Here is a 20,406-nt window from a genome sequence, read left to right on the forward strand (position 1 = left end):
CCTCTTCTAGTTATTTATTATGACGTTCCACCAGTACTTCAAGAATATCCTGGAGTGGAAGTTTTTGTTCTCTTAACAGGACAAGGGTATGATAGAAAAGGTCCGCTACTTCCCATTTTAATTCTTCTTTGTCTCGGTTTTTAGCTGCGATGATTACTTCCGAAGCCTCTTCCCCTACTTTTTTGAGGATTTTGTCTACACCCTCTTCAAAAAGGTAGGTTGTATAGGCTCCTTCTGGTCTTTCTTCTTCGCGACTCTTTATGAGTTGTTCAAGTGTTAACAGAATGTTTTCAGTTGATAATTCTTTCTGACTTCCCTCACCATAAACACTTTCATAAAAGCAGCTTTCTTCCCCTGTATGACATGCTGGCCCTTTTTTATCCACCAGTACGAGAAGAGCGTCTTTATCACAGTCCCATGTAATGTTTTTAACCCTTTGTGTGTTCCCACTGCTTTCTCCCTTATGCCATAGCTCCTGGCGAGATCGAGAGTAAAACCACGTCTCCCCTGTTTCTAACGTTTTGGCAAGGGACGTTTCGTTCATGTAAGCAAGGGTTAGCACATCCTTGGTAGTGGCATCCTGGACGATGGCTGGCACGAGGCCCTTTTCATCATATTTCACCGAAGCAACCCAATCTTTATTCTTCATCGTACATGCACCTCCTGTTCTCTTAAGTAACTCTTCACTTCTTCCACACTCGTTTCTTTATAGTGGAAAATAGAAGCAGCGAGTGCAGCATCTGCTTTCCCATCGGTAAATACGTCTTTAAAATGCTCAGCGTTTCCGGCTCCACCAGACGCAATGACAGGAATCGAGACTGCCTCACTAATGGCTTTTGTAAGTGGTAGATTAAACCCTTTTTTCTCTCCGTCACTATCCATACTGGTTACGAGGAGCTCCCCTGCTCCCAAGGCCTCTACTTCTTTGGCCCAATCCACAGCATCTAAAGGCGTGAGCTTTCTCCCACCGTGAGTATAAACCTTCCACCCGCTACTTTCTTCATCATATTTCGCATCAATTGCCACCACAATGCATTGTGAACCGAAATAGTCAGCACCTTCACGAACTAATTCGGGACGCAAAACCGCTGCTGTGTTTAATGAAACCTTATCAGCACCTGCCCGTAAAATAGCTTTCATGTCCTCAACAGAGTTAATGCCGCCTCCAACGGTAAAAGGAATCGCTAATTCAGCAGCAACATGCTTGACCATTTCCACCATGGTTTTGCGACCTTCGTGAGAAGCTGAAATATCTAAAAATACAAGCTCATCTGCTCCTTGTTGATCATACACTTTTGCCAGCTCAACAGGATCACCTGCATCACGCAGCTCAACAAATTGAATTCCTTTGACTACCCGTCCATCCTTTACATCGAGGCAAGGAACGATTCGTTTTGTTAGCATTCTCTCACCTCATTTATTGCCTGTTCTACGGTGAATTTTCCCGTATAAAGGGATTTCCCACAGATTGCGCCAGAAACTCCTTTGTTTTTATATTTCTTTAAGGTGGCTAAATCATCTAAGGAGCTAATGCCTCCAGACGCAATGACTGACTTTCCTGTTTCAACCGCCAGATTTACAACAGCGTCTACATTCGGACCAGATAGCATTCCGTCTGTGGCAATATCAGTAAAAATAAAGGTTTCTGCTCCAGCCTCAGCCAGCTCTTTTCCTAGATCAACTGCTTTCAAGGAAGAGGTTTCAATCCACCCATGAGTAGCCACATATCCGTCCTTGGCATCCAGTCCAATGGCGATTTTATCTCCATATTTTCTGAGCCAGGATTTCACTAATTCTGGGTTAGAAACGGCTATACTCCCGATGATAACTCTGTCGACACCATGGTTAAGATAATGCTCAATATCCTCTTCTGAACGAATACCTCCACCAATTTGCACCTTAGCATTTAATCTTTCAGCAACGGCGAGAACGAATTCATCGTTTACTCTTGACCCTTCCTTTGCTCCGTCAAGGTCAACCATATGAATCCATTCGGCCCCTTCATCGGCAAACTTTTTTGCCATATCAAAAGGTGAATCTCCATAAACCGTTTCTTGGTTATAATCACCCTGAATTAATCGTACGCATTTCCCTCCACGCATATCGATGGCAGGGTAGATCGTAAAGCTCATGAGATTACCTCCGATTCTTTCACTTTTTTTGTGAAGTTTTCTAGTAGCTTCATTCCTAAGTCCCCGCTTTTTTCAGGATGAAATTGCATGCCGTAAATATTCTTTCGGCTAACCACAGCTGGAATTTCAACACCCGCATAGTCAGCTGATGCGATTACCACGTCCTTCTCGCCTTCACGAACGTAATAGGAGTGAACGAAATATACATACCCCTCTTTTAACCCCTCTAATAAAGAGGAGGACGTTTGATAACGGAGAAGGTTCCAGCCCATATGAGGAACCTTGTAAGGAGTTCCTTTTTCATCTTCTTTTGGGATGTGAACTACTTTTCCAGGAAGCAACCCCAGTCCCGCTGTTGAGCCGTTCTCTTCACTATTTTCAAAAAGTAATTGCATACCTAAACAAATGCCTAATAACGGTTTCCCACTGCTTGCAAACGTTCCAATAGTTTCTTTTAAGTGCGTCGTTTCAAGAAGGTTCATAGCGTCTTTGTATGCTCCAACTCCCGGTAAAATCAATCCGTCTGCATGGCGGAGTTTTTCTTGATCATCACTTATAAAATAAGGAACATTCAATCGTTCGAGCGCCTTACTAACACTAAAGAGGTTCCCCATTCCATAGTCTACGATGCCGATCATAATCTATAACATCCCTTTCGTAGACGGAATTCCTTTGACACGAGGATCAATCGTTGACGCTTCATCAATTGCCCGCCCTAGAGCTTTAAAAATAGCTTCGATAATATGGTGCGTGTTGTGACCATAGTGAACAATTACATGAAGATTCATTCTTGCTTCGATTGCCAGCTTCCAAAGGAATTCGTGAACTAATTCTGTATCGAATGTGCCGACCTTTTGACTCGGAAGATCAGCTCTAAACTCCAGATGAGGTCGGTTACTCAGATCAACCACTACTTGTGCAAGAGCTTCATCCATGGGAACCATGGCAGAACCGTAGCGTTTGATTCCTTTCTTGTCCCCAAGGGCTGTAAGTAGAGCTTGTCCTAAGCAGATTCCGATATCTTCCGTCGTATGGTGATCATCCACCTCTGTATCTCCATTTGCTACGATCTTGCAGTCAAACTGGCCATGCTTTGTAAACAAATCCAGCATATGACTCATAAAAGGTACACCGGTCTCCATATCCGATTGCCCCTCACCATCTATACCAAAACTCAATGTAATATCCGTCTCATTCGTCTTCCTAACAATCTCTGCTCTTCTCTCCATGATGGACCTCCTTTTTGAGGGACGGACCTCCTTTTTGGAGGTCCGTCCCTCTTCATTTTTTAAATCGAGCTTCTACGGCTCGGGCGTGGGCTTCTAATCCCTCAAGTCTTGCGAGTTTGGCAATTTTTTTATAGTTGTTTTTTAAGGATGTTTCGCTATATGAAATAACACTTGTTTTTTTCATAAATTCATCTACATTCAGAGGACTTGAAAATCGAGCCGTTCCGTTCGTGGGAAGGACATGATTCGGTCCTGCGAAATAATCCCCAACAGGCTCTGAGCTGTACCGCCCTAGAAAGATAGCCCCTGCATGGCGAATTTTACCCATGGTTTCAAAGGGGTTTTCCGTTAAAATCTCCAAATGTTCTGGAGCCAGCTGGTTTACAACCTCTATTCCTTCTTCTAGGGTGTCTACTACATATATTGCCCCAAAATCGTTAATTGACTGACGAGCAATCTCTTCACGTGGAAGAGATGATAGTTGCTCCTCCACTTCCGCTGCAACCTTTTCAGCCAGGATGCTTGAAGGCGTGACGAGCACGGATGATGCATACATGTCATGCTCAGCTTGTGAAAGCAGGTCAGCTGCGATCTCGTTAGGGTGTTGTTCTCCATCTGCCAGGATGACAATCTCACTTGGACCGGCAATCATATCAATGTCCACATCACCGAATACCTCCCGTTTCGCCAGAGCTACAAAGATATTTCCAGGCCCTGTGATTTTATCAACAGGAGACATTGTTTCCGTACCATAAGCTAAACTTGCTACCGCTTGGGCTCCACCTACCTTATAGATCTCCTCTACTCCCGCAATCTTTGCTGCTACTAATACACTCGGAGACAGCTTTCCATCCTTACCAGGAGGGGAAACCATTGTAATTCGTTTTACCCCGGCAACCTTAGCCGGAAGGACATTCATTAATACGGATGAAGGATAGGCTGCTGTGCCCCCTGGAACATACACACCGACTGAATCAAGTGGAGTCAGCTTTTGACCGAGGATCGTTCCGTTCTCCTCTGTTGTAAACCATGAGGACTGCTTTTGATTCTCATGAAAGGCGCGAATATTTTCTGCCGCTTCCTTCATAATCGCTACCATCTCTGAATCAATTACTTCGAAGGCTTCTTCAATTTCTAAGATTGAAACCTTGTTGCTCTCTAAAAATACGCCATCGAATTTTTCTGTATATTCTCTAACAGCGGAGTCTCCATTTTTTCGAACAGTCTTAATAATTTGTTGAACGATTTTTCTTTGTTCTTCGGTTCCGCTGTCGACTGAGCGCTTAATCGACGCCCCTTGATTACCCTGAATAATCTTCATCTATTTCCACCAACCTTTTGGAGGGACGGACCTTGCTTATCCATAACTAGTCCAAATCCCTACTCTTTATTATCCATGTGTTGTCTTGCAACGGATCGAACCACACTTGCAAGGTCCGTCCCTCATCCAATAATTTTTGTTAGTCTTGTGACGAGGTCGTGTATTTTTTCGTCTTTCATTCGATAGCTGACGGGATTGACGATGAGTCTGGATGTAATATCTACGATGGTTTCGTACTCCACGAGGCCGTTTTCTTTAAGGGTTCGACCGGAGGAGACAATGTCGACAATGCGATCTGCTAAACCAATTAATGGCGCAAGTTCAATGGATCCGTTTAATTTTATAACCTCAACCTGCTCTCCTTGTTCACGGAAATACGAGGAGGCTACATTCGGATACTTAGTTGCAATTTTCGGTGCCACATCACTCATCTTTGTCCCAGGTAGTCCTGCAACGGCTAAATAACATTCGCTAATTCGTAAGTCTAGGAGCTCATAGACGTCCCGCTCTTCTTCGAGCATGACGTCCTTCCCTGCAATCCCTAAATCCGCTACTCCATGTTCCACATACGTAGGAACATCCATGGGTTTCGCTAAAATAAAACGTAAATTTTCTTCCGGGACTTCGATGATCAGCTTTCTGGAATCATCAAATTCAGGAGGCAGCTTGTAATCCGCTTTTCTAAGAAGATCAACCGCTTCTTCAAAAATACGGCCTTTCGGCATGGCGATTGTTAAACTACTCATATACTGTCACCGCCATTTCTATTACGATCCTGCCCTACTACAAAATGAACATTACTGAATCCCTTCGTAAACTCATCCACGTCGCCTACACCCTTCCAGTTTTGAAGCACAACCTCAATTCCTTCTCCTCGCAATTCATGAGCTAAGTTAATAGCCTCTTTCCGACGTTCATCACTAAACAGGACACACTGCTGAAGAGTTGAAGACAATTCTACTTCCATTGCTTCAAGAACATAATCCAGTCGTAAACCAAACCCCGTCGCTCCTGAATTTTTACCGAATTTTTCAAGAAGCTTGTTGTAACGGCCACCATTACCAATGGCAAACCCTACGTTTTCTCCATACACTTCAAACAAAATCCCTGAATAATAGCTCATATGACTGACTAGACTTAAATCAAATTTAATATATTCATCGACTTCATAATCCTTTAAAATATTCCATAATTCCTGTAGCTGTTTTAACGCCTGCAACCCTTGGTTTTCTTCTAACAGAGCATGGGCTTCCTCTAGTACATTCTCAGAGCCTCGAAGCTGCAAAAAGCTGAACAATCTCTGTTTATCAATGGAGGATAAAGCTAAATCATCGACATGCTGACGATAGCCAACATAGTTTTTCTCATACAAATACCGTCTTAGGATGTTGGCTCTTTCTGCCGTTCCAACGATTTGAGTGAACAGATCTTGTACAAATCCAATATGACCGATTGAAATTTTGAAATTTTCGAGTCCCGCATCCTTCAAGACGGAAATCATTAATGCTATGACCTCAGCATCGGCACTCACCGAATCATCACCAATGCATTCAATTCCCACTTGTTCAAACTCGGCTGGACGGCCTCCTTCTCGCTGCTGTGCTCGAAACACGCTATTGCTATAAGCTAACCGCAAAGGAGCCTCGTCCTTTAACAATTTTGAAGCAGCAATACGGGCAATCGGTGCCGTCATGTCTGGTCTTAGTACAAGGGTGTGACCTTGCTGATCTAACAGTTTAAATAGCTGTTGGTCTAAAATCGCTGACGCGTCTCCAACGGTTTCGTAATATTCCAAGGTCGGTGTTTCAATAAATCTGTAGCCCCACAGCTTCATCTCTTGTTCCATTCTTTTTTTCGTTTTAGCTTTTATTTCGTATAAATCAGGAAAGGTATCTCTCATTCCCAATGGCTTTTCAAACATGAATAGATTAGTCATATAAACCACCTTTGGCTAATTAGTTATTGGTCTATTTTCCCCTAGAAAAGGGTTACTACTAATTGTGGATTATTCAGAATTCCTTTAGTTCGCTAATGTGCTAATAAAATAAAGTTACATGTAGTGTAGCGTTTCTTTTTTTATTCGTCAACCGTTTAAGTTGATATGGTTAAAGCATGAAAAAGGAGCCAATTTTTACTAAATCAAACGTAAAAATGAAAGTGACATGCAAATTTGGAAAGTCACATGTAAATCATAAAAATCATATGCAAAATCATTAAATCGATACAACACAAAAAAGGCAAAGATAGATTACTCTCTATCTTTGCCTTTTCCCTTATCTTTCTGTTTTCAATCCGTATATTTCATCTTCTTGCCAGCGTTCAGCCAGTTCTTCTTTTGAATAGATGATTCTCATTGGGTTTCCACCGACAAATGCTCCAGCTGGAACATCTTTATGTACAAGTGTACCTGCTGAAATGATGGCTCCGTCACCAATCTGAATTCCCGGTAAAATCGTGGTGTTTGCACCAATCATGACTTCAGAGCCAATCTCTACGTTGCCCAGACGATATTCTTTGATTAAATATTCATGGGCAAGGATGGTGGTGTTGTAGCCAATAACCGTGTTTCTCCCCACGGATATTTTTTCTGGAAACATGACATCAAGCATGACCATTAGAGCAAATGACGTTTGATCACCAATGTTCATTCGTAAAAATGTCTTATACAGCCAGTTTTTCATCCCAAGAAAGGGAGTGTAACGAGCCAGTTGAATCACGATGAAGTTTTTAACAACCTTCCAAAACGGAACGGTCTTGTAAACATGCCACAAAGAATTCCCTCCACTTACCGGGTAGCGGGTCGTTCTTCTCATGTAGCTGAAACTCCCACTACCTCTAGTAAATCAGGCATGGTCTCAAGCATCACATCTGGTTCATAGTGAGCTAAATATTCTCGGCCCTTTGCACTCCATGCCACTCCAGCTGATAAGACACCAGCATTTTTCCCGGCTAAAATATCATGGTGATTGTCTCCTACCATGATCGCTTCTTGTGGAGTAGACTCCAGTGCCAATAGAGCTTTTTCAATGGGTTCCGGATGAGGTTTCGCATGCTCCACTTCATCCAGGGTAATCACCACATCAAAGAATGGTCTTAGTTTCATTAAGTCTAAACCTCTTAAAACGACATCTCGAATCTTCGTTGATACGATGGCTAATTTATATCCCTGATCATGTAGTGTTTGAACGGTTTCATAGACGCCTTCAAATTCTGTAACCAGCTCATCATGATGCTCATGGTTGAAAGCACGGTAATGAGCGCACATTTCCTCGATGCGATCAGGATTTAACTTTCCGAAAGATTCCTCTAGTGGAGGTCCCATAAAAGGAAGTACGTCCTTTTCTGTATATTGATTTGGATAATAGTGATTTAATGTGTGTAAAAAGGACGAAATGATAAGGTCGTTTGTATTAATCAGCGTTCCGTCCAGGTCAAATAATATGGTTGTAATCTTGCTCATAATGTCGCTTCCTTTCTTTATTTGCATCGACTCGATTCCAGACAAATGCCACCACCATGGTCAAGAAGATGGCGGTTACTAATCGAATCAGTAATAGAGGGAGAACGGGAATTCCGAGTGGGATAAAGATTAACGTATCCTCCACTACGGCATGACAGGCTACTAAAAAGAGAAAGGCAATGGTCACGTCCTTTTTGCTTACCCCATCTTCTTTTACTGCTTGTATCATCACTCCTGCACCGTAAGCTAGGCCGATGACTAATCCTGCAACCATTGTCGTAGAAGTATTTTCATTCATCCCAAGCGCGCGGGTTGCAGGGGACATCCATCTTGAAAAGACTTCCATCCATTTCAAGTCCTTCATCACTTGAATGACCATCATGAGAGGGATAACAATGAGGGCAAGCTGGAGGACTCCAAACCCTGCTTTTTCTAAACCTAATACCAGAATTTCTCCCCATCCATTAGGTTCTGCTTGCTGAGGCGGCATCATTCCATAACGAGCCATTTCAGAACCACCGCTCCATACAAGATTAATGACAATGGCTGATATAAGAGCCAGGCCGATTCGCACCGCAACAATCAACCAAATCTTCACGCCAACTTTTGCCGCTACAGTAGACTCAATGAGCAGGTTATGAGAGAAGGATAACATGACCGCAACGATGAAAACCTCTTTCACTGTTAAATCTAAGGATAAAATTCCACCAATTCCTGCATACAGATTTAAAAAATTCCCTAAAACGAGGGGAATGGCAGCATCTCCAGACAGACCAAGAAGCTTCATAAAAGGAGAAATTTTCTCCATTACCCACGGAAGGACAGGAGTGTATTGAAGCAAAACAACAATAAGAGTGATGGGAAAAATCACTTTCCCAAGGGACCAGGTTGTTTTTAGCCCAACTAAGCCGCCGTTCTTCAAAGATGTTCCAACCATTCTCATTTCTCCCCTACTCAAAAAATATTAAGCATTCACATTTTGATTCGTTTGTTCATCATAAGCGTATCGAGCATGACCAGAAATCCTTCTATATACCATGATGGCAATGGCCATAACAATCAAGACAATTGAAATCACCTGTGCCATTCTCAAATACTCCGTCAGCATTAGACTATCGGTTCTTAATCCCTCTACAAAGAAGCGACCGATTGAATACCAAATAACGTAGGATAAAAACAGTTCTCCACGACGAATATTCACTTTTCGTCTGATGATAAGCAGAAGAATAAAGCCTGCGATATTCCACAGTGATTCATATAAGAAGGTAGGATGATAATAAGTACCATTAATGTACATTTGATCAATAATAAACTTAGGAAGCATAAGGTTTTCCAGAAAAGCTCGTGTCACTTCTCCACCATGAGCCTCTTGGTTAATAAAGTTTCCCCAGCGACCAATCGCTTGGCCTAAAATGATACTGGGGGCCGCAATATCTGTCAGCTTCCAAAAGGAAATACCTTTTATTTTTGCAAAAACAAAGGTAGTGGCTACTGAACCGATTAATGCTCCATGAATGGCAATACCGCCATTCCATACCTTGATGATGTCTCCAGGGTTTTGAGCATAGTAATCCCATTCAAAGATGACATAATAGATTCTTGCAGAAATGATGGCAATCGGAATCGCCCAAACGAGCAAATCCACAAATGTATCAGGGTGTAGTCCTAAACGTTTACTTTCTTGAATCACAAGGTAAAGTCCTAATGCGATCCCTAGTCCGATAATAACTCCATACCAATGCACTTGGAAGGGTCCGAGTTGGAAAGCAATAGGATCAATAGGGGTGATATTCTGGTTCATTTTGTCGCTCCTTTAGTTCAACATATTTTTGAAAAATGTTCTACTTCTAGATCAATCGATATCTTCATTTTCTCCATCTTCAATTACATCAGACAGTCGATTCGTAAATTGTTCTGCTGCGTTTACACCCATGCGCTTTAAGCGGAAGTTCATGGCAGCCACTTCAATAATAACGGCTAGATTTCGTCCAGGTCGTACAGGTACCGTTAGTTTGGTGATATCTGTATCAATAATTCTCATCTTCTCTTCTTCAAGTCCAAGACGATCATATTGTTTCGTTTTATCCCATAGTTCAAGGTTAATGCATAAAGTAATTCTCTTATAGCTGCGGACTGCCCCAGCACCAAAGAGAGTCATAACGTTAATAATTCCTAATCCACGAATTTCAAGAAGGTGCTCGATTAATTCAGGAGAACTACCTATTAACGTATCCATATCCTCTTGACGAATTTCTACGCAATCATCAGCGACAAGTCGATGTCCCCTTTTTACCAGTTCAAGAGCAGTTTCGCTTTTTCCTACTCCACTTTTACCTGTTATCATGACCCCTACACCATAAATATCGACTAAGACACCATGAATCGCAGTCGTAGGAGCAAGCTTACTCTCAAGATAATTGGTCAGTCTCGAGGAAAAGCGAGTTGTTTTCATAGAAGATCGCATAACAGGCACATCATAACGGTCAGCTGCTTTAACAAGCTGAGGCGGAATCTCTAAATCTCTGGAAATGATAATCCCAGGTGTGATATCCGTACAAAGAGCTTCCATCCTGCGCTTGCGTTCCGCTTCATCAAGCAGCTCTAAAAAAGATAATTCCGTTTTCCCTAATAACTGAATTCGTTCAGCTGGATAATAGTTAAAATACCCCGCCATCTCTAAACCAGGACGTGAAATATCACTTGTTGTGATCGGTCTATGTAAGCCTTCTTCTCCACCTACAAGCTCCAAATTAAACTTCTCAACTATATCTTTAGTGCGAACTTTTGCCACAACTAGCTCCTCCTTCAAATCCTTCAACTTCGTTCCATACATACTCTTCCCTATTTTAGCAATTATCACGAAAAGCGCAAGCGGCTTGATCAGGCCCGACAAGCATAAGGCAAGCTTACCTAAAAGGCGTTCTTTGCCTTTTTGGTGAGGTTGACTTATGACCTCGAGGGCCTAGCCGCTGGAGCTAGACAAATCGAAAAGCGCAAGGTGCCTGATTATCGGCGGTTTGTATTGAGGGACGGACCTCGAATGTCATCCTTCTGAGTGACACCGTTTTTCCTGTCCCCCCCACCTTGATTGATTCCACACGCATTACAGCTGCCAAATTCATTCTCAATGGATACTTCTTCATAAAAAAGCACCTGCACACAAAAGTAGAGGTCCGTCCCTCAAATTTCAACTAGCCGTGACCAAAGGACTAGAGGCTCCGTATGTTAGTAGTGTACAAGCATATTTTTATAGGAAGGAGGTTATAGGTGATGAAGTTTATGTTGGATGCGGGGCATGGGTACAGTACTCCTGGGAAAAGGACACCTGATGGGATGAGGGAGTATGAGTTCAATCGGGAAGCAGCCAGGTATGCGAGGGAAGAATTAAAGAAATATGAAAATGTGGAGGTTTACTTTTCCCATTCGGATGAGAGAGATGTTCCCTTAACAGAAAGAACAAACAAAGGAAATAGTCTCAATGTGGATGCATTTGTTTCGATTCATGCGAATGCTTTTGGGAGTGGAGGATGGAATAATGCAGAGGGAATTGAAACGTATGCTTATTCTTCACAACCATCTCGCAGTACTGCTTTGGCAAAAGCAATTCAGAGACAAATGGTTGCTTCTACAAAAAGACTTGATCGAGGTGTAAAGTTTGCCAACTTTCATGTTCTAAGAGAGACCACCATGACTGCTGTTTTAGTAGAATGTGGTTTCATGACCAATAGAGAAGAAGCAGCTCTGTTAAAGACCGATAGCTATCGGAAAACATGTGGACAAGCCATAGGAAGAGCCATCGCTTCCTATTATGGATTAACATTGAAAACCACTTCTGGTCTTTACAAAGTTCAGGTTGGCGCTTTTAAAAAGAAAGAAAACGCGGATGAATTGGTAAAGCAATTAAAAAAAGCAGGATTCTCTCCTTTTATTTATTTTGATAAGTAAAAGCTGTCCTGCTAAATATTAACAGACCTTAATAAAAAAGAAGCGTAGCACTGCCTACGCTTCAATAAATTGTTCTATGACCTTTATTATTTCTTGTTGAACCCCGATAGAGTCTACTACATTGAAATCAAACTCCAAGCTGTGATTGACACCGTTTATTAAATGAAGATCTAGATAAGGATTTAACTTTAACATGGAAAAACGTTCCTCATCATAATGTCGATCTATACTGCCGATTATACATAGTCCCTGTTGTGTGCTATTTATCATAGCCTGTAGAACACCATCTTCTTTTATTAGAGGTGTCAACCAGATTGCTTTCGCTTCATTAAAGTAATTTCTTTTCAATTCACTGCTCAAAGCAATAGTACCCACTGATTTCGCCACAAAATAAATCTTACTATAAGACTTTTCTGATAGGACCTTCTCAATAATGCTCCTTGAGTCACTGATTAATGCTTCATCTAGTTCCTCTATAGAAAAATCTCGGTACTTTTTAGAATTATATTGATAATTCACATGTAAAACTTCAAAGCCCTTATGTAAAAAGAGCCCCGTAGAATAATGTAGCAAAGGAGCCTGCACAGTATATCCCATTCCTGGGAGCATAATGACAATACCTTCAGCGTTCTCCTTTAAACTTAACAGGTTGTAAGAAACCTCATTATCTCTATATCCTCGAATTGATTCCGATTTTACGTTCACTGTTCATCCACTCCCCGTAATAAATTTTTCTCCGCCCCGAAAGAAAAAACCTTTATTTTCCACAAAAAAAACTCTAGTCCATAAATGACTAGAGTTTTTTGACCTTATTTTTCTTTCATTGGGTCTAGGACAGCTTTTTGAATCACGATATTCGCTATTGAAAGAATGATCGATGCTAAAAAGGCCATCGCAAATCCTGATAGTTCAAAGCTGCTTCCCATTAAGCCATCTGTTAGAAGTAGAGTAATGGCATTGATCACAAACAGAAATAGTCCCAAGGTTAAAATAGTGACGGGTAAGGTTAACAGAATAAGAATCGGTCGAACCAATACGTTTAAGATTGATAGGATGAAGCTTGCTCCAATGGCTGCCCCAATCCCTGTTACTTCAAACCCTTCAAAAAATCCTGCTAATGCAATAAAAATGACTGCATTGATTAAAATTCCTATAATCCATCTCATTATCTGATGGCTTCCTCCTCATTTGGCAGCACGAAGGCTAATAAAGCATACACGACGACCAGGGGAAAAAATCCTGTCGGGATCAAGAGAATGATAAATATAACCCTTAGAATGGTTGAATCGATCCCAACAAAGCGAGATAACCCTCCTATCACACCTGCAAGCTTTCGATTAGACCTTGATCGTGCTAATTGTTTTTTCATTGATATACCCTCTTTCTCATCTTATGCGTTGTCCTTATTAACATTCTTCTCCACGTGCTTTTTTATGAGGACAGAACCTGTTTTTGTTTCCGCAAAAAGATGAAGCTTTTCTAAAGAGTCTGTTTTTCGGTTAAAACGAATATGTTTTTGCACCACATCATTCTTTTCTTCTAATACATCAATACCCTGAAGCTCCAGCTTAAAACCGCCCAAATTGGACTTAGCCTCACCAGCTATATTGATGTTTTCCGGAACAAACAAATCCACATTACCCGTAACGGTTTTCGCATGAAGAGTATCTGCTTTTTCACCTGTTAAAGCACAAACAATATTTCCATTTAGAGATTGAACATCACTGTACAGTACATCTCCCTCAACATGAACCTTTCCATTGATGGATTCCGCTTCAACACGTTCAGCTTTTACATTCAGAATGGAAATAGCACCATTTGACGTTTCGATTTCTGCTTTTTTCGCAGCCAGGTGATCGATACGAATTTTCCCATTGGCTGCTTTCGCTCTTAAGTCCTCTACATTTAAATGGTTTGCGATTAAACCACCATTAAATAATCGGATAGATATTCTTTTATAGTGATGCTTTGGAATATATAATTTCGAATCCACTTTCATCCATTTTAACTGAGTGGAATAGTACATTGTATCACCGTCGACGGCAAATGATGTATTCTCCATAAACTGCTTACGGGCTTCTTCCCGGTCTTCCGTGCGATACACTTTTGCACTACACTCAACCCTTACTTCCTCACCATCCCATGGGATAAGCTCCACTTTACCATTTGCCACATCAATATCAATTTTTTCAAAATTAGTATTGGCTTGTTGAAACACATGTGATAGCTCAACGGATTGATTCCATTGAAAATCAAAATCAAAATTCTTTATTTTATTTAAAGCAGTGTTCATGAAATCCAATAGCTTATCCTTCGGTTTCCCTGTCTCATAGGAACCATCTTTGTCACTTTTCTTTTCATCCTGAAAGATCGATACAAATTCATCCAGAAAATCTTTACTCTTTTCTTGAGAAGAATCCGGCTTTTTGTCTAAAGCCTCCAACAATGTCAATGCTTCCTGTGCTGTTAAGGTTCCTTTTTCCACCATATCTAAAATTCGTTTGCGTTCTTCATTCATCCTTCGCATCCCCTTTAAATTAGATTATAAAAGCACCTTGATACCCTTATACACATTCCAAATGACAACGACAACACTGATTAATATTGATAAACCTGCCATCATAATGAAAAAGAATGGCATGCCAGATCCTCCTGCAAAAATTCCAATATCTAAAAATATACCTGCAAGTATGAGAGGTATTGTTATGACTGGCAGCAAATGAGAAAGAAAAGCCGCTTTTGCATCCTTCTTCACATGAGGGTTATCTGATAAGAAATAGACTATAATCGGTAAAATAAATCCTGCAAAAAATATACTAAAATAGCAAAGTGCTGATAATACCTTATTCGTCTCCATCTACATCATCTCCTTTCCTATTATCTACGATACGTGAAAGAAAAGGTTTCAATACATGGGAAGAAATCCTTCTTCTCATCTATTTTCACACACGCGGCCCTTTTCTTACTCCATCTTAAGGCTGAATTTTAGTAGGTATAGAGTGGTGTTTTGGTTCGGGTTCGGGTTCGGGTTCGGGTTCGGGTTCGGGTTCGGGTTCGGGTTGATAATAAAATAAAGTTGTTGAAAGTAAATTCAGTTAGTTGGTTATTTAATGCTAAAGTTAATAATAAAATTGATGTAGTTTTATAAGTTGAAAATAAAATGCTCAATGTTGAAAATAAAGTCTGCGTTCTCGATAATAAATCCTTGATTGTCGATAATAAAAGCTTCCGCACACGTTCAAAGTGGTGTTTCATTCCTCTATTTATCCCAATAATTCACCATAAAACATTAGAATATGATTTCAAACGAAAAAAAGTGCATGTATTTTACATAAAAACCGCCTTTTCACATAAAAAAGAGGTGCCAATAAGCACCTCTCTACGATCAATTAGTCACTTCTTCTTTTTCACGAATCTTTTTCTTCATACGTTCCCGGTCTCGTTCTAGTACTGGCTTTAAGTATTTACCAGTGTATGAGCCTGAGACTTCCGCAACTTTTTCCGGTGTACCGCTGGCGATAACCATTCCGCCTTTGTCTCCGCCTTCTGGGCCTAGATCGACGATGTAATCGGATGCTTTAATGACATCAAGATTATGTTCAATGACGAGAACCGTATCCCCATTTTCTACTAATCGCTGTAATACGACAAGGAGACGAGCGATATCATCAACATGAAGTCCCGTGGTCGGCTCATCTAAAATATAGAGAGAGCGTCCCGTTGAGCGACGATGTAACTCTGAAGCTAATTTTACCCGCTGTGCTTCTCCCCCTGATAAGGTAGTGGCAGGCTGACCGAGTGTGATATAGCCTAACCCTACATCGTAAATGGTTTGTAGCTTACGTTTTATTTTAGGAATGTTTTCGAAGAATTTTACTGCATCCTCTACTGTCATTTCTAAAACATCTGCGATATTTTTATCCTTGTATTTCACTTCTAATGTTTCACGGTTGTATCGTTTGCCATGACAGACTTCACAAGGAACATACACATCCGGAAGGAAATGCATTTCAATTTTAATGATTCCGTCTCCACGGCAAGCTTCACATCTTCCACCTTTAACATTAAAGCTGAATCGTCCTTTTTTGTACCCACGAACCTTTGCTTCATTGGTTGTGGCAAACACATCACGAATATCGTCAAAAACACCTGTATAGGTTGCCGGATTGGATCTTGGTGTTCGACCGATAGGAGACTGATCGATATCAATGACCTTATCGAGATAGTCAATACCTTTTACTTCCTTATGCAAGCCTGGTTTTGATTTGGCATTATGGAGCTTTTGAGCAAGAGACTTATGAAGGATTTCATTAATAAGGGTACTCTTTCCTGAACCTGAGACTCCTGTAACAGCCGTAAACACTCCAAGCGGCAGTTTTACTTTGACATTGTTTAAGTTATTTTCCTTCGCTCCAATAATTTCGATATATCTTCCGTCAGGCTTTCTTCTCTCCTGTGGAAGAGGAATGAATTTTTTACCTGAGAGATATTGACCCGTTAACGAGTTGGAATCGTCCATTACTTGTTGAGGGGTACCGGCAGAAACGACCTCACCACCGTGAACTCCTGCTCCAGGACCAATATCTATGAGATAATCAGCTGCCAGCATCGTATCCTCGTCATGTTCCACGACAATTAACGTGTTGCCTATTTCACGCATGTTTTTTAAAGTATCAATCAGGCGGTCATTGTCTCTTTGGTGTAGACCGATGGAGGGTTCATCCAGAATATAAAGAACCCCCGTTAAGCGTGAACCGATTTGAGTTGCTAGCCGGATTCGTTGTGCTTCTCCTCCAGATAGAGTACCTGCGGCCCTGCTTAAGGTTAAGTATTCAAGTCCTACATTCACTAAGAACCCAAGACGTTCCCGAATCTCCCTTAGTATGAGGTTTGCAATCTTCATATCTTTCTCTGATAGCTCTAGCTTCAAGAAAAATTGTTCTGCTTCTTCTATTGAAAAGGCCGTCACTTCCCCAATATGGAGAGAATCTACTTTAACGGATAAGCTTTCTTGCTTTAAACGATGCCCATGACACGATGGACAATCCTGTTGGGCCATGTATTTTTCCATCTGCTCCCGGATATAGTCTGAGCTTGTTTCACGATAGCGACGCTCAATATTCGTCATAACTCCTTCAAAACGAAGGTAGTTTTCACGAACCTGGCCAAAGTCATTTTCATAACGGAAATAAACTTCATCTTTGCCGGACCCGTATAAAATCTTATCAAGCTGATGCTTTGGAATATCCTTTATTGGAATATCCATCGGAATTTCATAATGGTCACAAACAGCTTTTAATAGGGATGGATAATATTGAGAACTTGTTGGTTCCCAAGGTGCAATGGCGTGTTCATTTAGACTTTTATCCCAGTTTGGAATTACTAGCTCCTTATCCACTTCCAGTTTGGTACCTAACCCATCACAGCTTGGACATGCGCCGTAAGGACTGTTGAAAGAGAACATTCTTGGCTCTAATTCTGTAATGGAGAAGCCACAATAAGGACAAGCATGGTGTTCACTGAATAGCAGCTCTTCCTCACCGATGACATCAATAATGACCTGCCCTTCAGCTAATCGCAGGGCGGTTTCAAGTGAATCGGAAAGACGAGCTGCAACCCCATCCTTCACAACGATACGGTCGATGATGACTTCAATGGAATGTTTTTTGTTCTTTTCTAAGGAGATTTCTTCGCTTAGATCTTGAACCTCTCCGTTGATTCGAACCCGAACATATCCTTGTTTCTTAATATCTTCAAGAGTCTTAGCGTGTGTCCCTTTACGTCCTGAGACAATTGGAGCTAATACTTGTAGCTTTGTTCTTTCAGGGTACTCTACAATACGGTCCACCATTTGTTCGATAGTTTGAGACGAAATTTCAATTCCATGATTGGGACAGATTGGTTTCCCGACCCTTGCAAACAATAGTCTAAGGTAGTCATAGATTTCTGTTACGGTCCCAACCGTTGATCGAGGGTTTCGACTCGTGGTTTTCTGGTCAATTGAAATGGCTGGTGATAACCCTTCAATTGCATCCACGTCGGGTTTATCCATTTGTCCTAAAAATTGACGGGCATAGGCAGAAAGAGATTCTACATATCTTCTTTGTCCTTCAGCGTAGATGGTATCAAAGGCAAGGGATGACTTACCTGAACCTGAGAGTCCTGTTAAAACAACCAGCTGATCTCTTGGAATGTTGATATCAATATTTTTTAAATTATGAGCTCTTGCTCCTTGAACGATTATTTGATCTCTCTTTGCCATTCAATTCATCCTTCCGCCTTTAGCTCAAGAATCGTATCACGAAGCTGTGCAGCTCTTTCGAAATCTAATGCTTTGGCTGCTTCCTTCATTTCTACTTCTAAGCTAGCAATAAGTTTTTGTCTCTCCGGTTTAGACATTTTCGAAACCTTTGTCTGTTCTCCTTCATAAATCCCTTCGTCCTCTGCGACTCTTGTTGCTCTAATCACATCACGAATGTCTTTTTGTATTGTTGTTGGAGTGATGCCATGCTTTTCATTGTGTTCAATTTGTATCGTTCGACGACGCTGGGTCTCGTCGATGGCTTTTTTCATAGAATCGGTCATTTTATCAGCGTACATGATTACTTTCCCATTACTATTGCGGGCAGCACGACCAATCGTTTGAATGAGGGAGCGCTCAGAACGCAAGAAGCCCTCTTTATCCGCATCTAAAATAGTCACTAACGATACTTCAGGAATATCTAATCCTTCACGAAGTAAGTTAATTCCAACTAATACATCGAATTTTCCTAAACGAAGGTCTCGAATGATTTCGATACGCTCCAACGTTTTTATTTCTGAGTGTAAATATTGAACTTTGATGCCAATTTCTTTTAAATAGGCTGATAAGTCCTCGGACATTTTTTTTGTTAAGGTGGTCACAAGAACGCGCTCATTCTTTTCTATGCGTTCATTGATTTCTCCAATAAGATCATCTATTTGACCTTCGATTGGTCGAATTTCAATAACAGGGTCTAGTAAACCGGTTGGTCGAATAATTTGCTCTACCATCTCAGGACTATGTTCCAGTTCAAAAGGTCCTGGTGTGGCAGATACATATAATAATTGCTGGGTTTTCTTTTCAAATTCTTCAAATCGTAGCGGGCGATTGTCCAGGGCAGATGGAAGACGGAATCCGTGGTCAACCAGCACCTTTTTACGTGCCTGGTCTCCGTTAAACATCCCACGAATCTGCGGCAATGTGACATGTGATTCATCTACGACAATTAAGAAGTCATCAGGAAAATAGTCTAAAAGCGTATAAGGCGTGGAACCAGATGGTCTCAACGTTAAATGACGGGAATAGTTTTCGATTCCCGAACAAAAGCCCATTTCTCTCATCATCTCAAGGTCATATCGAGTACGCTGTTCTAACCGTTGTGCCTCAAGTAACTTATTTTCCTCCTTCATAATTGCCAGCTGCTCTTCTAATTCTTTTTCAATATTTTTAATCGCCACTTGCAGCTTTTCTTCTCGGGTTACGAAGTGAGAGGCTGGAAATATGGCGATATGGTCTAAATCGCCTTTTATTTCACCTGTTAAGGCATCTACTTCACGGATTCTGTCTATTTCGTCTCCAAAAAATTCAACCCGGACACAGTGTTCATCTCTTGATGCAGGGAAAATTTCCACCACATCACCTCGTACACGGAAGGTCCCACGTTTGAAGTCAATATCATTTCGTTCATATTGGATATCCACAAGCTTGCGGAGTAACTGATTTCGTTCGATTTCCATTCCTACACGTAAAGATAGAACAAGTTCACGGTATTCCTCTGGATTACCTAAACCATAAATACATGAAACACTGGCAATGATAATGACATCTCTTCGTTCAAATAGTGAAGAGGTCGCAGAGTGTCGTAATTTATCTATTTCATCATTAATGCTTGAATCTTTTTCAATGAATGTATCCGTTTGAGGAACATATGCTTCAGGCTGATAATAGTCATAAAAACTCACAAAATATTCAACGGCGTTATCAGGGAAAAACTCTTTAAATTCACTGTAAAGCTGTCCAGCCAGAGTTTTATTGTGAGCAATGATTAGGGTCGGTTTTTCCACCTCTTTAATGACATTTGATACTGTGAATGTCTTTCCTGTACCTGTTGCTCCAAGTAAAGTTTGATGGCGCTTTCCCTCTTGAATACCCTCTACTAATTTTTTTATTGCTAAGGGCTGATCACCCTCTGGTTTGTATTTAGATTTAAGCTGGAATTGTTCGTTCACCGTGAAACCTCCTATAATAAAGCTTCCGTACCTTGTATTTACCTATTTATACACATACTAAACAATGTA

Annotated in this window: 21 protein-coding genes; 1 reads left to right on the forward strand and 20 read right to left on the reverse strand. The window is 41.1% G+C overall.

What is annotated here, in order from left to right; all coding sequences use genetic code 11:
• Positions 1 to 10: 10 nt before the first annotated feature.
• From hisIE to hprK, 13 genes are all read right to left on the reverse strand, one after another.
• Positions 11 to 649, reverse strand: a complete 639-nt coding sequence (gene hisIE, locus IQI_RS12730; RefSeq protein ID WP_064093021.1) for a bifunctional phosphoribosyl-AMP cyclohydrolase/phosphoribosyl-ATP diphosphatase HisIE — start codon at positions 647 to 649, stop codon at positions 11 to 13.
• On the reverse strand, positions 646 to 1,404 hold the full coding sequence (hisF, locus tag IQI_RS12735; protein WP_064093022.1) for an imidazole glycerol phosphate synthase subunit HisF: 759 nt from the start codon (positions 1,402 to 1,404) through the stop codon (positions 646 to 648). Before hisF ends, hisIE begins: the two co-directional genes overlap by 4 nt.
• Positions 1,398 to 2,132 (reverse strand): 1-(5-phosphoribosyl)-5-[(5-phosphoribosylamino)methylideneamino]imidazole-4-carboxamide isomerase, encoded by a 735-nt coding sequence (gene hisA, locus IQI_RS12740; RefSeq protein ID WP_064093023.1) that lies wholly within the window; start codon positions 2,130 to 2,132, stop codon positions 1,398 to 1,400. Before hisA ends, hisF begins: the two co-directional genes overlap by 7 nt.
• Positions 2,129 to 2,770, reverse strand: coding sequence for an imidazole glycerol phosphate synthase subunit HisH (gene hisH / locus IQI_RS12745; protein ID WP_064093024.1), 642 nt, complete (start codon positions 2,768 to 2,770; stop codon positions 2,129 to 2,131). Before hisH ends, hisA begins: the two co-directional genes overlap by 4 nt.
• A gap of 3 nt (positions 2,771 to 2,773) precedes the next feature.
• Positions 2,774 to 3,361 (reverse strand): imidazoleglycerol-phosphate dehydratase HisB, encoded by a 588-nt coding sequence (hisB, locus tag IQI_RS12750; protein ID WP_064093025.1) that lies wholly within the window; start codon positions 3,359 to 3,361, stop codon positions 2,774 to 2,776.
• A gap of 52 nt (positions 3,362 to 3,413) precedes the next feature.
• Complete coding sequence (gene hisD, locus IQI_RS12755; RefSeq protein WP_064093026.1) at positions 3,414 to 4,682, reverse strand: histidinol dehydrogenase; 1,269 nt, start codon at positions 4,680 to 4,682, stop codon at positions 3,414 to 3,416.
• A 122-nt stretch (positions 4,683 to 4,804) separates the two neighbouring features.
• The gene (gene hisG / locus IQI_RS12760) at positions 4,805 to 5,428 is read right to left on the reverse strand and encodes an ATP phosphoribosyltransferase (protein ID WP_064093027.1); all 624 of its coding nucleotides are present in this window, start codon (positions 5,426 to 5,428) and stop codon (positions 4,805 to 4,807) included.
• Complete coding sequence (locus IQI_RS12765) at positions 5,425 to 6,618, reverse strand: ATP phosphoribosyltransferase regulatory subunit (RefSeq protein ID WP_064093028.1); 1,194 nt, start codon at positions 6,616 to 6,618, stop codon at positions 5,425 to 5,427. The genes hisG and IQI_RS12765 overlap by 4 nt, the downstream gene beginning before the upstream one ends.
• A 337-nt stretch (positions 6,619 to 6,955) precedes the next feature.
• A complete protein-coding gene (locus tag IQI_RS12770) occupies positions 6,956 to 7,495 on the reverse strand; it encodes an acyltransferase (RefSeq protein ID WP_064093029.1) in 540 nt (179 codons plus the stop codon).
• Positions 7,492 to 8,142 (reverse strand): pyrophosphatase PpaX, encoded by a 651-nt coding sequence (ppaX, locus tag IQI_RS12775; protein ID WP_064093030.1) that lies wholly within the window; start codon positions 8,140 to 8,142, stop codon positions 7,492 to 7,494. The genes IQI_RS12770 and ppaX overlap by 4 nt, the downstream gene beginning before the upstream one ends.
• The gene (locus IQI_RS12780) at positions 8,114 to 9,079 is read right to left on the reverse strand and encodes a nucleoside recognition domain-containing protein (protein ID WP_064093031.1); all 966 of its coding nucleotides are present in this window, start codon (positions 9,077 to 9,079) and stop codon (positions 8,114 to 8,116) included. Before IQI_RS12780 ends, ppaX begins: the two co-directional genes overlap by 29 nt.
• A gap of 27 nt (positions 9,080 to 9,106) precedes the next feature.
• Complete coding sequence (gene lgt, locus IQI_RS12785) at positions 9,107 to 9,943, reverse strand: prolipoprotein diacylglyceryl transferase (RefSeq protein ID WP_064093032.1); 837 nt, start codon at positions 9,941 to 9,943, stop codon at positions 9,107 to 9,109.
• A 51-nt stretch (positions 9,944 to 9,994) separates the two neighbouring features.
• Complete coding sequence (hprK, locus tag IQI_RS12790; RefSeq protein ID WP_064093033.1) at positions 9,995 to 10,933, reverse strand: HPr(Ser) kinase/phosphatase; 939 nt, start codon at positions 10,931 to 10,933, stop codon at positions 9,995 to 9,997.
• 479 nt (positions 10,934 to 11,412) lie between these two features.
• On the opposite strand from hprK, the gene IQI_RS12795 reads away from it, so the two are divergent.
• On the forward strand, positions 11,413 to 12,087 hold the full coding sequence (locus IQI_RS12795) for an N-acetylmuramoyl-L-alanine amidase (protein WP_064093034.1): 675 nt from the start codon (positions 11,413 to 11,415) through the stop codon (positions 12,085 to 12,087).
• Positions 12,088 to 12,141: 54 nt separating this feature from the next.
• Here IQI_RS12795 and IQI_RS12800 read toward each other — a convergent pair whose 3' ends face one another.
• The 7 genes from IQI_RS12800 to uvrB form a co-directional block, all read right to left on the reverse strand.
• The gene (locus tag IQI_RS12800; RefSeq protein ID WP_064093035.1) at positions 12,142 to 12,792 is read right to left on the reverse strand and encodes a hypothetical protein; all 651 of its coding nucleotides are present in this window, start codon (positions 12,790 to 12,792) and stop codon (positions 12,142 to 12,144) included.
• A gap of 104 nt (positions 12,793 to 12,896) precedes the next feature.
• On the reverse strand, positions 12,897 to 13,253 hold the full coding sequence (locus tag IQI_RS12805) for a phage holin family protein (protein ID WP_064093036.1): 357 nt from the start codon (positions 13,251 to 13,253) through the stop codon (positions 12,897 to 12,899).
• A complete protein-coding gene (locus IQI_RS12810; RefSeq protein WP_064093037.1) occupies positions 13,253 to 13,456 on the reverse strand; it encodes a PspC domain-containing protein in 204 nt (67 codons plus the stop codon). The genes IQI_RS12805 and IQI_RS12810 overlap by 1 nt, the downstream gene beginning before the upstream one ends.
• Positions 13,457 to 13,477: 21 nt before the next feature.
• Positions 13,478 to 14,605, reverse strand: a complete 1,128-nt coding sequence (locus IQI_RS12815) for a DUF4097 family beta strand repeat-containing protein (protein ID WP_064093038.1) — start codon at positions 14,603 to 14,605, stop codon at positions 13,478 to 13,480.
• A 24-nt stretch (positions 14,606 to 14,629) separates the two neighbouring features.
• Positions 14,630 to 14,944 carry a DUF4870 domain-containing protein gene (locus IQI_RS12820; protein ID WP_064093039.1) on the reverse strand — a complete coding sequence of 105 codons (315 nt, stop codon included), beginning with the start codon at positions 14,942 to 14,944 and terminating at the stop codon, positions 14,630 to 14,632.
• Between the two features lie 528 nt (positions 14,945 to 15,472).
• Positions 15,473 to 18,349 (reverse strand): excinuclease ABC subunit UvrA, encoded by a 2,877-nt coding sequence (gene uvrA, locus IQI_RS12825; protein ID WP_064093040.1) that lies wholly within the window; start codon positions 18,347 to 18,349, stop codon positions 15,473 to 15,475.
• Between the two features lie 5 nt (positions 18,350 to 18,354).
• Positions 18,355 to 20,337, reverse strand: a complete 1,983-nt coding sequence (gene uvrB / locus IQI_RS12830; RefSeq protein ID WP_064093041.1) for an excinuclease ABC subunit UvrB — start codon at positions 20,335 to 20,337, stop codon at positions 18,355 to 18,357.
• Positions 20,338 to 20,406 lie beyond the last annotated feature (69 nt).

It is taken from the genome of Rossellomorea aquimaris TF-12 (genome assembly GCF_001648555.1).
In the GTDB taxonomy this organism is placed as follows: Bacteria; Bacillota; Bacilli; order Bacillales; family Bacillaceae_B; genus Rossellomorea; species Rossellomorea aquimaris.